The 14,270-nt window shown below is 36.5% G+C and carries 12 protein-coding genes; 7 read left to right on the forward strand and 5 right to left on the reverse strand.

Annotated features, from left to right (window positions below; all coding sequences use genetic code 11):
• Positions 1-74: 74 nt before the first annotated feature.
• Positions 75-1,169 (reverse strand): AI-2E family transporter, encoded by a 1,095-nt coding sequence (locus FJR11_RS21580; RefSeq protein WP_168507452.1) that lies wholly within the window; start codon positions 1,167-1,169, stop codon positions 75-77.
• A 161-nt stretch (positions 1,170-1,330) separates the two neighbouring features.
• On the opposite strand from FJR11_RS21580, the gene pdxH reads away from it, so the two are divergent.
• Both pdxH and FJR11_RS21590 read left to right on the forward strand, forming a co-directional pair.
• A complete protein-coding gene (pdxH, locus tag FJR11_RS21585) occupies positions 1,331-1,975 on the forward strand; it encodes a pyridoxamine 5'-phosphate oxidase (protein WP_168507454.1) in 645 nt (214 codons plus the stop codon).
• Positions 1,976-2,385: 410 nt separating this feature from the next.
• Positions 2,386-3,477, forward strand: a complete 1,092-nt coding sequence (locus tag FJR11_RS21590) for a glycosyltransferase family 4 protein (RefSeq protein ID WP_168507456.1) — start codon at positions 2,386-2,388, stop codon at positions 3,475-3,477.
• A gap of 92 nt (positions 3,478-3,569) precedes the next feature.
• Here the strand turns inward: FJR11_RS21590 and FJR11_RS21595 are convergent, their stop codons facing one another.
• Positions 3,570-4,292 carry a response regulator transcription factor gene (locus FJR11_RS21595; RefSeq protein ID WP_168507471.1) on the reverse strand — a complete coding sequence of 241 codons (723 nt, stop codon included), beginning with the start codon at positions 4,290-4,292 and terminating at the stop codon, positions 3,570-3,572.
• A 617-nt stretch (positions 4,293-4,909) separates the two neighbouring features.
• Positions 4,910-5,344 (reverse strand): response regulator transcription factor, encoded by a 435-nt coding sequence (locus FJR11_RS21600; RefSeq protein ID WP_168507473.1) that lies wholly within the window; start codon positions 5,342-5,344, stop codon positions 4,910-4,912.
• Positions 5,345-6,144: 800 nt separating this feature from the next.
• Here FJR11_RS21600 and FJR11_RS21605 point away from each other — a divergent pair.
• The gene (locus tag FJR11_RS21605; RefSeq protein WP_168507458.1) at positions 6,145-7,452 is read left to right on the forward strand and encodes a hybrid sensor histidine kinase/response regulator; all 1,308 of its coding nucleotides are present in this window, start codon (positions 6,145-6,147) and stop codon (positions 7,450-7,452) included.
• 98 nt (positions 7,453-7,550) lie between these two features.
• Complete coding sequence (locus FJR11_RS21610; protein ID WP_168507460.1) at positions 7,551-8,666, forward strand: hybrid sensor histidine kinase/response regulator; 1,116 nt, start codon at positions 7,551-7,553, stop codon at positions 8,664-8,666.
• Between the two features lie 35 nt (positions 8,667-8,701).
• On the opposite strand, the gene FJR11_RS21615 is transcribed toward FJR11_RS21610, so the two are convergent.
• A complete protein-coding gene (locus FJR11_RS21615; protein ID WP_168507462.1) occupies positions 8,702-9,148 on the reverse strand; it encodes a response regulator in 447 nt (148 codons plus the stop codon).
• 394 nt (positions 9,149-9,542) lie between these two features.
• On the opposite strand from FJR11_RS21615, the gene FJR11_RS21620 reads away from it, so the two are divergent.
• From FJR11_RS21620 to FJR11_RS21630, 3 genes are all read left to right on the forward strand, one after another.
• A complete protein-coding gene (locus tag FJR11_RS21620; protein ID WP_168507464.1) occupies positions 9,543-10,745 on the forward strand; it encodes an AAA family ATPase in 1,203 nt (400 codons plus the stop codon).
• Positions 10,746-10,812: 67 nt separating this feature from the next.
• On the forward strand, positions 10,813-11,241 hold the full coding sequence (locus FJR11_RS21625; protein WP_217358258.1) for a hypothetical protein: 429 nt from the start codon (positions 10,813-10,815) through the stop codon (positions 11,239-11,241).
• Entirely contained in the window at positions 11,234-12,544 is a 1,311-nt protein-coding gene (locus tag FJR11_RS21630) for an amino acid permease (protein ID WP_168507467.1), read from the forward strand. The genes FJR11_RS21625 and FJR11_RS21630 overlap by 8 nt, the downstream gene beginning before the upstream one ends.
• 375 nt (positions 12,545-12,919) lie before the next feature.
• Here FJR11_RS21630 and FJR11_RS21635 read toward each other — a convergent pair whose 3' ends face one another.
• Entirely contained in the window at positions 12,920-14,245 is a 1,326-nt protein-coding gene (locus FJR11_RS21635; RefSeq protein ID WP_168507469.1) for a lipid-A-disaccharide synthase-related protein, read from the reverse strand.
• Positions 14,246-14,270 lie beyond the last annotated feature (25 nt).

The raw sequence follows: 14,270 nt of genomic DNA on the forward strand, positions 1-14,270 counted from the left end.
GAAGAAAGAAAGAAGAAAGAAAGAAGAAAGATAAGAAAAGAGTTGTTCCCTCTGACAACGGACAACTGACCAACTTATTCATTGTCTTCAAATTCTGAGCCGTAATTAACCCGAAAATTTGAGACAAAATCACTATGGTTACTGCTTTTAATCGCGTCGAAAGTGCCTTTGATAGTTCCAGCAATGGGGACAGCAACAAGAGTTCCTAGCAAACCTGCAATTTCAAATCCCATTAAAATGGCAATAAAAATCCATAGGGGGTTGAGTCCAATAAAATTACCCATTAATTTTGGGGCTAAGAGATTATCTTTAATTTGTTGCATAATAATTGCCATTGTAGCGACTGGAAAGGCTAACCACCAATTTTGGATTAATACTAATATTGTAACTATACCAATACCTAAAGTTGCACCAACAACGGGAATAAGTCCAGAAATACCGATGATAATCGCAAATAAGAGGGCAAATGGGACTCTCAGAAATAAGAAAATGGGTGTGAGGGCTATGACCATAAACAATCCCAGTAACAATTGGCTCAGAAAAAAGTTTTGGAAATTTAACTGTAGGGATTTGCTAAAGGGAATACCGATATTAGATGGTAGAAGATTGACTAAGCCAGACCAAACGCGATCGCCATAGATGAGCATATAAAAAGCTAGAACAATCACCAATACCACATTTAGTAATCCTGATAATAGCGTTCCTGCAAATCCTACCGCGCCTGAAGCTATCTGCTGAACTAAATTTTGAATATTAGCGTTAATTTGGTATGTTACCAGCTTTAAATCTATAGATAACCGCCGCTGCTTTGCTAAACTCTCTAGGTGATCTAAATTGGCTTGACTAGTCGCTAACCAATCCGGAATCTTATTTAAAAGTTGAATAGTTTGGTCAATTAGCATGGGTACGAGAGTAACACCCAAAATAATAAACAAAGTTAAAGTCATTAGTAAAACAATGATTACGGCTTGAGTGCGGGTAATTCTGACTGTCTCAAATAACTTGACTGGGTAATTCAACAAAAAAGCCAAAATTGCGGCAATACTGAGGATAGTAATCGGATTCTGGAAATAACGAAATAATACAGACAGTAGCCAGATATTGAGAGCGATAATTGGTCCACTAAGTCCATAAATTAACAAAGTTTGCAAAGAAGCGGAACGACGCATCTGATTTAATGTATAAGTGGAGGAGGATGTTCTTTTAGCCCTTAATTTTTTGCTAATTCTTGCAAGAGGAAGAGGTTTAATGGACTGATTTTGATTATAAATATTTTTCCCCAATCCCCAATACTTATATAAGCTTATCTAATAGTGAGTAAATAAAAACGATGGATAAAATTATAGCGGATCTTCGCAAAGACTACACATTACAAGATTTGAGTGAAAAAGAAGTTGACCCAAATCCATTTAGACAATTTCAAACTTGGTTTAGTCAGTCTTTAGCAGCCCAACTACCTGAACCTAATGCTATGACTTTGGCTACCTGTACATCAGAGGGCAAGCCTTCGGCGAGAATGGTACTATTAAAGGATTTTGATGAACAGGGTTTTGTCTTATTTACTAATTACAATAGTCAAAAAGGACAAGAAATCTCAGTAAATCCCTATGCTGCTTTGGTTTTTTGGTGGGCTGAACTAGAACGTCAAGTGAGAATTGTGGGGACTGTGGAAAAAATTTCCGCAGCCGAATCTGATGGCTATTTTGAAATCCGTCCTGCATATAGTCGTTTAGGTGCTTGGGCTTCTAATCAAAGTGAGGTAATTGCCAATCGAGAATTTCTAGAAACACAATTACAGGAATTTCAGCGCAAATATCAAAATCAGGAAGTTCCTCGTCCTCCTCATTGGGGAGGTTTTCGAGTCATTCCCCAGGAAATTGAGTTTTGGCAAGGAAGATCAAGTCGTTTACATGATCGGCTGTTATATACTCATGTAAATGGTGGAGAGTGGAAAATAGAGCGTCTATCACCTTGATGTAAGCATTCAGGTATTAGCCTTCTCACTCGGTGAATCCTGATTCCTAGCCCGAATGAAAAGACTTTTATGGCTTACGCCACGCTCTGCTATCAGCAAACCCTAATTAATTAAGAAGATCCTGATCAGAGTAAAAAGTAGTGATTATTAATTAATAATTTAGTAATAAGTTAACTATCCAACATCATGTTGAATATATGTTTCTTAAAGTACAGTCAGATGATAATGAACTTGTATATAATAAACAGGAATTACCAAAAAAATCGAAAGATATAGATATAGTAGTTACCAGATCATCATAACTATCTGTTGAGCTTAGTTACTTGTAAAATAAGAGGTTTACCATTGGACTACGGATTGATCTTTCTTTGCTGAAATGAATTTAAGTTTTGACACACATTTTTAATCTTATGCGAATCATACATATATTAAATCATATCCAAGAAATTGGTAATGGTATTGTCAATGTAGCGGTGGATCTTGCTTGTTTGCAATCCCAAGCTGGTGATGATGTAGCAGTAGTTTCAGCAGGGGGAGAATACGAAAAACTATTAAATCAATTTGGTGTTAAGCATTACAGAATAGATCAAAGTCGTCAGCCGGTAAATATGATTAAGGCTGCGGTAGCTTATCGGGCAATTGTGCAAGAATTTCAGCCAGATATAGTTCATGCTCACATGATGACTGGTGTGGTTTTAGCGAGTGTTTTGAGATGGAGAAATAGATATAATTTAGTGGCTACTGTCCATAATGAATTTCAACGTAGTAGTCTATTGATGGGTTTAGCTGACCGGGTAATTGCTGTTAGTAAAGCTGTCAAAAATTCAATGGTACAACGGGGAATTCCTGAACAGAAATTAAGAGTAGTTTGTAATGGAACTTTGGGTAGTCCTCGGACTCGGAAAATATCAGATTATCAACCTTTAAGTTTACAGCATCCCGCGATTATTACTGTAGCAGGAATGTATAAACGCAAGGGTATTGCTGAGTTAATTGCGGCTTTTGAGGAGGTTGCTCAAAACTTTCCCGCAGCGCATTTATATTTGGTGGGAAATGGACCAGATAAAGAAATATTTGAGTCTCAAGCCCAAGCAACATCTGTTAGTGATCAAATTCACTTTGAAGGGTTTCAGCCCGAACCCCAACGTTATTTACTAGCCTGTGATATTTTTGTCTTAGCTTCTCACCGTGACCCCTGCCCCTTGGTGCTTTCGGAAGCGAGGGAAGCAGGAGTGGCTATTGTGGCTACTGAGGTAGATGGTATTCCAGAGGCGTTGGATCATGGCAAAGCGGGGCTGTTAGTTTCTGCTCAGAATAGTCATAAATTGGCAGAAGCATTAATTAAACTATTGAGTAATGCAGATACACTTCAGGAATGGAAACAGCGGGCGCAAGCAAATCTAGAATGGCTAAACGTGTCCCGTGTACATCAAGAAACCTTGGCTGTGTATGAGGAGTTAGATTTTCAGGAAATTTTTGCGACCTATACGCAACCTGATTAAGAGACTTGCAAATAAAAAAATATCCGGTCGTTGTGATAGCGGAGCGGAACATGGGTCTGAGTCCCCCATGCTCTCTGCTCCCTCCCTCTTTGTTAAACTACCAAACCAGAACGTAAGGCGCGAACGGCTGCTTGGGTGCGATCATCAGCACAGAGTTTATTTAAAATGTTACGAACATGAGTTTTGACTGTGCCTACAGTAATATATAATTTCTCAGCGATTTGGCTATTACTACAACCACCGACAATTAATTCTAAAATTTCCAGTTCCCTTTGAGTGAGGGGATAGGTTTCTAAAACTTGTTCATATTCTGTGTCTAGAGCTTCGATTTTTACAGTTTTCGGCTTATCCGCTGATTGATGCTCACCGGGGACACCTTGACGCATTTTCCGTAATACCACATTAGCGATCGCTGGATCAATCCAAGAGTTACCACCAAAAGTAACTTGTACAGCCTCAATAAATTTATTAATACTTGTGTCCTTCATATAATAAGAATCTGCTCCCGCAGCAAAAGCCGCTAAGACAGAATCTTCTGTATTGTTCATTGTTAAAATCAATATTTTTGTCTGTGATTGTCCTGTTTCCGCCTGATAACGTCTAAATTTGCGGGTCAGTTCAATCCCATCCATATCGGGTAAACCAATATCTATTACAGCCACATCTGGTTTAGTAGTTTCTAAAAGTTTTAGTCCCATAGTGGCGTTAGCAGCCTCACCAATCACTTTAAAGCCGCTGTGTAACTGCAATTCAGTTTTGAGTCCCATGCGGGTTAAATCATGATCTTCAATTAATACAATACTAATTTCACTCATTGTGACACCCATGATAATCAAATTGCTGTTCTGTGGTTTCAGGAGACAGGAGCGAGGAAAATACTTGCCGATTCAGGAGAAAAGAGTAAAGCAAAAACCCTGCCCCTTTTCCCCAAGCCCAATAATCAGTTGAATATCTTAACCGAGTAGTATTGGCAGGGAGGAGGAAAAAAGCTTGTTCTCTCGGCTCTTGAACCTTGGGAGTAAATAGCTATTTTTGTACAGCCGCACAAACTACAACTTTTTTAATAATTTCATCTAACTTACCCAACCCAAGGATAGATGATCTTGTTACTGATGAACATCTACCAATAGACGTAATTAACAAGCAATTTTTCAACTTAAGTAAATTAAAAATCTAGCTAAAGATACACCAGGAGTCACCAAGTCAGGTACACACAAGTTAGAAATTGTTTGTTGGTTGCCATAAAACCCCACCCCTAGCCCCTCCCCGCAAGCGAGGAGGGGGACCCGATTGCAAATAAATTCTTTCTTGCGAACATAAAAACCGATGGAAGAGACGTTAAAAATTTTATTTATAGAGGATGATGAGTTAGACCTCATGATAATACGTCTAGCTCTGAATCAAGCAGGTATTAAGATAGAACTTGATGAAGTCAAAGACGGGAATCGGAATCATGACTACAGAGTTTATTTAAAATGTTACGAACATGAGTTTTGACTGTGCCTACAGTAATATATAATTTTTCAGCGATTTGGCTATTACTACAACCATCGACAATTAATTCTAAAATTTCCAGTTCCCTTTGAGTGAGGGGATAGGTTTCTAAAACTTGTTCATATTCTGTGTCTAGAGCTTCGATTTTTACAGTTTTCGGCTTATCCGCTGATTGATGCTCACCGGGGACACCTTGACGCATTTTCCGTAATACCACATTAGCGATCGCTGGATCAATCCAAGAGTTACCACCAAAAGTAACTTGTACAGCCTCACCAATCACTTTAAAGCCGCTGTGCAACTGCAATTCAGTTTTGAGTTCCATGCGGGTTAAATCATGATCTTCAATTAACACAATACTAATTTCACTCATTCTACCCACAAATTTTTTAATAATTTTACCTAACTTACCCAACCCAAGGATAGATGATCTTGTTACAGATGAACATCTACCAATAGACATAATTAACGAGCAATTTTTTAACTTAAGTAGATGTAAAAATCTAGCTAAAGATATATAGATATTTTCCCCAAAACAAATGAAATTATTGAGACAAATCAGAAAAATTACAGCTACAGCATTATCGTCAAATTTTCAATAGGCTAAATATAGCAATTGCCAGGTAAGATATACTTTTCGTCAAACCAGACCCAAAAAGACTTTCGATTCTGTGCCTTGCTATCAAAGCGTATTCATACGGATGAGGTGAGAGATTTTTATTTAGCCATTATTACCATTGTTTAAGTAAAACTGCCCAAGGTTCTGGTACATAATGTTTCCATGCAACTCTCACTAATGGGTGAGGACAGTTAATGAATTACTAATTTACAATGTCTTTAACTGGATAAAGTATTTTATTTTACCTAAGCGTAAATCTACTAATCTAGTCAAAAATCGTGTTGATTGCCAATGTGAAGATTTTTCCAAAAAATCAGCAAATTTATCCAAAAATTTGATTTAGGAGTGCAAATAACCGCAAAATTGATTAAGATACTAAGGGTGGGTAATAATCAATGTAAGGTGATAAATTTAAACCAGATAATCTGTAAAACTGCTGAGTAAATCTCAGGCAATTTTTAGAGAAAGCAAACATCATTATTTGTATAATCTATAAACTTTGAAAACAGAAATACTGAACATCAATCTGTATTTAACAGCGAACATAAAAACCGATGGAAGAGACGCTAAAAATTTTAGTTATAGGGGATGATGAGTTAGACCGCATGATAGTACGTCTAGCTCTGAATCAAGCAGGTATCAGTATAGAACTTGATGAAGTCGAAGACGGGAATCAGGGCTTTTCTGCTCTCATCAATCATGACTATGACTGCGTATTTCTCGACTATCACTTACCAAATCAAGATTGCTTAAAACTAATTCACAAATTACAGTCTTCAGGAATCAAAGTTCCTGTTGTGATCTTGATAGATTCAGAAAATGAAGCAAAAGCTGGAGAGTGGATAAAAACAGGTGCTAGTGAATATTTGATCAAATCTACATTATCTTCAGAAAGTATTGCTCAGATTTTACGAAGTGCAATTCGTATCCACAATGCTGAAATGCAGCGAGATTTAGCCACTCAACAGCTTAAAGAAACTCATGAACAGCTAAGTCTTCAAAATCAACAATTAGCAGCACAACAGCAGCATATTCAGTTACAAAACATTGAAATTTTAGAAGTATCAAGGCTAAAATCACTATTTTTAGCCACTATATCCCATGAATTACGAACTCCCATGAATGCGATTATTGGATTTTCTCAGATTTTATTACGTCCTAAATTTGGTCAATTGACAACTCAACAAATGGACATGGTAGAGAGAATTCTTAATAATGGTAAAGATTTATTGATAAAAATCAATGAAATTCTCGATTTTTCTCACATAGAAGCTGGGAAATTAGAACTAAAGCCAGAAATATTGGATTTATCAAAAGTCGTTAATAATACAGTCACAGAAATCCGCCCTTTAGCCGAAGCCAAAAATTTATCTTTACTGGTCAAAACAGATTTAGAGAATACATTAGTATTTAATGATGCAGTGCGATTAAGGCAAATTTTAATTAACTTACTTTCCAATGCTGTTAAATTTACAGAATCTGGAAGTATTTCCATAGAAATCAAAGAAATACCTAAAAATCGAGTTACAATTACTGTAAAAGATACAGGCATTGGTGTTGCTTCTATAGATTATCAAAATATTTTTGCAGCATTTCATCAAGTTGATCAAGGTCTAAGCCGTAAATATTCGGGTACGGGTTTGGGTTTAGCTATTATTGAGTCCCTAGTACGCATAATGGGAGGAGAAATATCTATAGAAAGTCAATTAGGAATCGGTTCTATGTTTAAAATAGAATTACCACGGCAAATCAAGTTAGCAAGAGATTTAGGTGATGTAGTTTTTCTTACCCATCAGCACCATTTTAATCCTGTACATTCCCCTAACAAAGCATCCATAAATTCTCCCCATTTGAAATTATAAATAATTACAGCAGCTTGCAAGTAAATGAGGTATAAACTGAAAATCAAAATATCAAGTGCTGCTTTCTCCTGACTCCTCTTATAAAAAGTTGATTAATTATGTCCATTGTAAAAAAAGATCGGATTTTATCTGTTGATGATGTCCAAGATAATCTGGATTTAGTGCGAAGGCTTTTAGAAGGTGAAGAATATCATATTGATTCAGTTACCAATGGTCAAATGGCCTTAGAAAAAGTAGCAGAATTTCCACCGGATTTGATTATTTTAGATGTGATGATGCCGGGAATGAATGGTTATGAAGTTACCCGACGGATTCGGAATAACCCGGAAATTCACTATATTCCGATTTTACTACTTACAGCTTTTGATAAAGCTAGTGTTGTTGAAGGTTTAGATGCTGGTGCTGATGATTTTATTCGCAAACCCTTTGATACAGAAGAACTATTAGCAAGAGTGCGATCACTACTAAGATTAAAACATAGTATTGACGAACAGAGAAAAATGACCCGACAACGAGAAGACTTTGTTTCTCGTCTTACTCATGATTTACGGACTCCCCTAGTAGCCGCGAATCGAATGCTAAGTTTATTTTTGCAAGAAGTCTTTTGCCCGATTTCTCCAAAAATGAAAGAAATGATTAATGTTATGATTCGCAGTAATGATAATCTCCTAGAAATGGTGAATAACTTACTAGAAGTTTACCGTTTTGAAGCTGGAAAAAAAAGCCTCAACTGTGAATCATGTAACTTAACAACAATTGCTACTGAAGTAGTGAGTGAACTAACTCCCCTAGCACTTGAGAAAAACTTAATTTTAAAGTTAGACACCCATGAGTTAAGCCAAACAGAAAATAATGGGGGAATTGTTCAAGGTGATCGGTTAGAATTACGACGGGTATGCAATAATTTAATTGGTAATGCTATCAAATTTACTGATACAGGTAGCATAGAAATCCGCATTTTTGAAACCTTGTGTCCAAGTAATGATTCCCATGAAGTCATCCTTGAAGTTCAAGATACAGGTTATGGTATTGCCGCAGAAGATCAAGGAACAATTTTTGAAAGATTTCGCCAAGGTGGGAATAAAAGATCAGGCAGTGGTTTAGGACTACATCTTTCACAATGTATTGTTGAAGCGCACGGAGGTAGAATAGAATGTTCCTCAGAACTTGGTAAAGGTAGCATATTCACAGTTAGATTACCTAAAATTACTTGATTTACCTACCCTACAAGGACTTTCAAACCTGTTTGCTACACTTCCAAAACCGAACATAGCTCAAATTTTCTCCCTAGTAACCGATGGATAATTGCTTCTAATTCTTCAATCATATAAGGTTTACTGATGTAATCATCAAAACCAGCTTCGAGAATCCGTTTTTGGTCTTCACTCCCAGTTAAAACCGTCATAGCAACCACAGGGATGTGACAAGTTAATAATTCTCGCTTGAGATATTGGATCACATCCAATCCACTCATACCTGGTAAAAAAATATTCAATAAAATTAAATCAGGTTGATATTTTTCAGCTAAAAATACCGTTTTTGAACTTTCTTTTTGACAAATAGACCGACAACCACATAACTCTAGGGTATAACTCATCAGCAGTAGACTATCATCATTATCTTCTACTGCTAAAACTAAAGGCTGTTGATGTTTTTGTCGTTTATGATCACTTACGAATGAATGCGCTAGATACATCTCGTCTCCAGAGTAGTTAATTGGGAATAGTCGTCTTTTTGAGTAGAACAGACGAACCCGTAAGTCCTCACTGGTTGTTTATCCTCACCAATTTGAACAGGAAATAAAAATCCAGGTTTAATACTTTTAGCAGATATATTTTGATTATATGCAAAATTGTCAATAAATTTATTTACAAAAATCAACAAATTCATCACCCCTCACTCTCTTAGTCCTAGGGGTTGTTGTTGCTCTGATTACAAGTATTGTGACTAATGATTATTGCTCAAGTAGCCAAAGAATGGGTAGAATAGTTGACACAACTTTCTTTTATGTAATATGGCATATTACATAAATAAATAAATGATAAAAAAGTTGTGGATCATTGCCTGTCTCAGCAGAGAATAATTTGACTATGGATTTTGACTATTTCAGAACTAACGAAAGTAATAATACCAATAAGAACTGTCAAAACTTGTTATCTAGTGGTTGGCGGCCATTCCACAGAGATTTTGATTGGGACTATTTCGGGAAAATTTTATTCCATGATACCCAGGAATTAACCCAGAAAAGCATTAATTTAGCCAGTTATTATGCAGATGCTTTAGCGAGAAAAGAGTATGCTTGGTGGGCAAATATTTTAAATTTAGCCTCAGATTATACCCGTGGTGAATTCCAAAAATATTGGAATTATATTACACCAGATATGCTCACCCCAGAACATCGCCATAAAGACTTTTTGAGTACAGAAACACCTCTTGTGCAATTTGTCAGCCGCAATAGTATTCCTATTGATTATGTGCTGAATCTTCTCCAAGAAATTACCGTTTTACGAGTTTTGAAATTATTAGAACGTCCTGATATTATCACTCAATATTACTCAGAAAGGGACTTTTATTTCCCAGTGGAAAAATTTGTTAACTGGGAAAGATTAGATGTGGTGAATACAGTCTATGCTTACTGGTCAGAACATGATCTTTGGTTGCAAATTGAAGCTTACGAAAGGGGCAGAAGGAATTATACTTTAATGGCCAAAAATATGAAGCCATTAATTAATAAAGCGACTTATGATTTAGCAGTAATGCTGAGTGGATATCAAAGTCGGGTGGGGAGAGTCCATAGTCAGTATCCATTACGGACATTTCCTCAAGATATTCAAGATTTTACTGACTTAGTTCAACAAACAATTTTAGATCAAAACCAATTAGCTGTTGTAGTTCATGGCGCACCAGGGACAGGAAAAACCGCATGGACACAAAGTGTTGCGAAAGAAATTCTTGTCCCTTTGGGATATGTCATTTTCATTTTAGATCATGATGCCATTACTAACTTTGTTCCCCCAACATATTTAGAACAGATTTGTATTATCATCAATGAAGCTGATAATTTAGCTCAAGATCGGGCTTCGGAAGTAGCACAATATAACAACAAAACTGAGCATATTTTAGGCTTATTAGATGGCACATTATACCAAAGCGTCATTGATGAATCGGGGATTCAGATCAAGCAAAAATTAGTAGTATTAATGACTTGTAATACCACAGAAAGATTAGATCCAGCCATGTTACGTAAAGGTAGGGTAGACTTAATGTGTGAGTTTAAAAAGAGATTTGTTTAAATAGACTGTGTACGGTGCGTCTTTTGACGCATCATAAAAAATCTCTTGTCTAACTTGACTTTTAGGAATGATGAAATTAAAATCCCCTTTAAAAATTACCAAAGGTGCAATTATTAGATTAAGTTGTTTATTTTTAGCCATGTTAACTTTTAGCATTTGGTTAAAACAATCTGGAGGAATGGAAAATAGTCAATTATTAGAAACTCTTTATCGTCAAGGAAATTATATAGAATCGGGATTATGGGGATTATTTGCTATTGGGTTTTTAGTTTATAGCTATAAACGTCCTACTTTAGTTGCAAAAAGGAAAAATCAAATTACGGCTTTTATTTTTCTAGCTTTTGGAATTTCTGATATTGTCGAAGTACAAACTGGTGCATGGTGGCAACCTTGGTGGTTATTTTTGTGGAAAGCTAGTTGTGTTATTGGTTTTATGATTTGTTTTTGGGACTTTTGGCAAAATAATATTCAACAAAATCAAGAAGAAAATGAATAAACAAAAACAACTAGATCAACAACCAGTAACACGATTATTTTCTCATCTGGAATTTAATGGTAATAAATTCCAACATCAACCAGGTAGTGTTTTAGGAAATACAGCTTTAATTGTCGGAACTACTATTGGGGCTGGAATTATTGGACTACCAGCAGTAACTTTACCATCGGGTATTTTACCATCTACAACCTTACTGATTGCTGTCTGGCTTTACACTGTAATTTCTGGTTTATTAATTGCGGAAATAACTTTAAATGTGATGCGATTTGAAGGTATTCCCCATTTAGGTTTATTAGCAATTATAGAAAAGATTCTCGGTAAAGTGGGAGCGAGAATTGCCGGAATTGCCTATATATTTATGCACTATGCCCTCTTGGTGGCATATATGACAGAAGGTGGAGAAGTATTAACAACAACAGTTAATCAAGTTTGGAAATTAGAAAATCTTTTACCTCACTGGGTCGGAACAGTTACTTTTGTTCTGGTATTTGGTGGTATGATGTATTGGGGGAAAGATAGATTAATTGAGAAATTAAATGAGATATTTATTATTGTTTTATTAGTTGCTTTTGTCGGTTTATTATTATTAGGAGGAATGCAAATTCAAAGCTCTCAATTATTAGTGCAAAATTGGCACGCTATTGGTGGTTCTATTGCTGTTATGTATGTGGCGATGTTCTTCCATAGCATTGTTCCCCTGGTTGTGACTCAATTAGAAGGAGATGTGCCTAAGATTCGTCAATCTATTATTATTGGTTCTGTGATTCCGCTACTGATGTTTCTAGCTTGGAATGCCGTTATTTTAGGCTGCATGACTCCAGATATTTTACAGAATAATGGCGGAAATGAGAGAATATTTGATCCACTGCAAATTCTCCGAACTGGTCAGTCTGGAGAATTATTTGCGATGTTATTATCAATATTTTCTGAATTTGCAATTATTACATCATTTATTGGTGTTACTTATGGTTTAACGGATTTTTTTAAAGATATTTCTGTGATTACCAAAAGTGAAATTTCGCGTTTACCTCTGTATTCTTTAGTGTTGCTTCCACCTTTAAGTTTAGGAACATTTAATCCTAGCATCTTTTTCCATGCCCTAGAGTACACGGGTACATTTAGTGTTTCTATTTTAGCAGGGATTATGCCAGCATTAATGAGTTGGAAACAAAGCCAAACACCAGAATTTGTAAATAGTAACTATCAAACTATAGTTCCGGGTGGGAAAATAACATTAATATTGCTAATTATCGGGGCATTATTGCTGATAGTTAGACAATTGTTTTCAATATATAAATTCTAAAAATGAGTAATTATCGGTTAATGAAGTTTGGTTAGTTGATCATGTACCTCATCAATATTTACAACTGATAAAAAGTGAATAAAACCTCTCCTGTCGGGTAATGACAAGAGAGGATTTGGAGCTAAAGTCCGGTAGGGTAATCGGGCTATTTAATATTTAATATTTATAGTGATTGAATCCAGTCCCCCTTAAGATATATAAATTGATAATTATTATCTTCAATTGGTATCATTTACAAATTTATATAAAAAAACCCCCTTGCTTGTATAGTACAAACAAAGGGATCTGCTGTTAAAGTTCGTCAGGTGATCGGAATATCTAATTATTTAGTATTTATTGGGTGCGTCTTGATTCCTCCATTGGATAGAGAAAAATTTATCTAACAAATCTTTCTTGTAAACATTCTGCAATCCGTTGTGCTGCGCCGGCACGTCCCATGCGCTGAACTCCATTTTCGGCAATTTCATGTAAAAAGTCAGGATTTTTGAGTAGAGATTGGATGGCTGGGAGAACTTGTGATGGTTGGTTGACTAGGGTGAGGGATAGTCCTAAAAGCCGACTTTGGGCTTCTGCAAAACCGGGGTTATATTGGGGCCCATTACCAGGAATAGCGATCGCTGGTTTTCCTAAACCGATAAATTGTTCTGTTGCAGTTCCGGCCATAGCGATCGCCACATCACCCCAATACAAGCAGTCATTGTAGGCTTTTTGGGTCAAGATGAAATAAGCATTTTTTTGTTTAAAAGTCAAACTATCGGGGTCAGAAATTGGTAAAGGGGATTCTTCACAAAGTCGCCAACCTTGAATATGTAAAGTTTGGGATAAAATACTACAATCTAAACCAGGAGAAATTGCCCCTAAAAAAATCATTGTTCCCGCAGCACGGAATATAGAATCTGGTTGTCGCAAACCAGCCATCAGCGCAGATACAGCAATCATCATGATTTCCCAATTATTGTATGCTTCTGGCGCACGAGAACCAGGCAACAGAGTCACAATCAAAGGACGAATCACTTCTTTCTCTTCAGCATCAGGACGATAAAACTGCTGTGCGGTCAGAGTCGTCTGTAAACCATCCATCATAGGATTCCCCACATCCACAGCGGGAATTGGCCATTTTTTTAAAATTTCCGTGGTCAGAGAATCCCTGGGAAACACAGCGCGACAACGACGACGACTCATTAACCACCTTTCCCAAGGATGGTAAATTGAACCAGAAAAATTTTCCCACCATGCAGATTTAGATTTTCTCGGTAATAAACCAGCTTCATCGCGCACATAATATTCTGATTTAGCTGTACCCACAAAGGCATAATTAGCACCACTCACCGCTGCAAACAATAACGGTACAATATCACCCACAGCTAAAACAGCTTTTTGATTACCTAACTTTGTCTGTGAACTTACCCAACGGCGTACAGATTGAATTTGATTAAGAGTCAACTGCACCAACCCACCACGGACATCACGCATTAATTCGCGGCTATCCATATAGATAAAACCACCGGAAGGCATAGTTTGCACTTTACCAATCATAGGAACATCTATTTTTTGGTAAGCACGTCCTTCACCCACTATAGGTAAAGCAAAAATATCTGGTGGAACAGGTAATTGTTGGAGAGCCTGGATAATCCGCACAGCAATGATATCTTCTCCATGACCATTGCTTAAAACTAATAACTGTAAACGAGAATTGGCCATTTACTTTTCTAAATATCAGGAGTCA

The sequence above is a fragment of the Anabaena sp. UHCC 0187 genome, assembly GCF_009712035.1.
Lineage (GTDB): Bacteria > Cyanobacteriota > Cyanobacteriia > Cyanobacteriales > Nostocaceae > Dolichospermum.

What these genes read in the sequence shown, in the direction of transcription:
- FJR11_RS21580 (WP_168507452.1), bottom strand. Translation starts at nt 1,169, where the DNA reads ATGCGTCGTTCCGCTTCTTTGCAAACTTTGTTAATTTATGGACTTAGT.
- pdxH (WP_168507454.1), top strand. Translation starts at nt 1,331, where the DNA reads ATGGATAAAATTATAGCGGATCTTCGCAAAGACTACACATTACAAGAT.
- FJR11_RS21590 (WP_168507456.1), top strand. Translation starts at nt 2,386, where the DNA reads ATGCGAATCATACATATATTAAATCATATCCAAGAAATTGGTAATGGT.
- FJR11_RS21595 (WP_168507471.1), bottom strand. Translation starts at nt 4,292, where the DNA reads ATGAGTGAAATTAGTATTGTATTAATTGAAGATCATGATTTAACCCGC.
- FJR11_RS21600 (WP_168507473.1), bottom strand. Translation starts at nt 5,344, where the DNA reads ATGAGTGAAATTAGTATTGTGTTAATTGAAGATCATGATTTAACCCGC.
- FJR11_RS21605 (WP_168507458.1), top strand. Translation starts at nt 6,145, where the DNA reads ATGGAAGAGACGCTAAAAATTTTAGTTATAGGGGATGATGAGTTAGAC.
- FJR11_RS21610 (WP_168507460.1), top strand. Translation starts at nt 7,551, where the DNA reads ATGTCCATTGTAAAAAAAGATCGGATTTTATCTGTTGATGATGTCCAA.
- FJR11_RS21615 (WP_168507462.1), bottom strand. Translation starts at nt 9,148, where the DNA reads ATGTATCTAGCGCATTCATTCGTAAGTGATCATAAACGACAAAAACAT.
- FJR11_RS21620 (WP_168507464.1), top strand. Translation starts at nt 9,543, where the DNA reads ATGGATTTTGACTATTTCAGAACTAACGAAAGTAATAATACCAATAAG.
- FJR11_RS21625 (WP_217358258.1), top strand. Translation starts at nt 10,813, where the DNA reads ATGATGAAATTAAAATCCCCTTTAAAAATTACCAAAGGTGCAATTATT.
- FJR11_RS21630 (WP_168507467.1), top strand. Translation starts at nt 11,234, where the DNA reads ATGAATAAACAAAAACAACTAGATCAACAACCAGTAACACGATTATTT.
- FJR11_RS21635 (WP_168507469.1), bottom strand. Translation starts at nt 14,245, where the DNA reads ATGGCCAATTCTCGTTTACAGTTATTAGTTTTAAGCAATGGTCATGGA.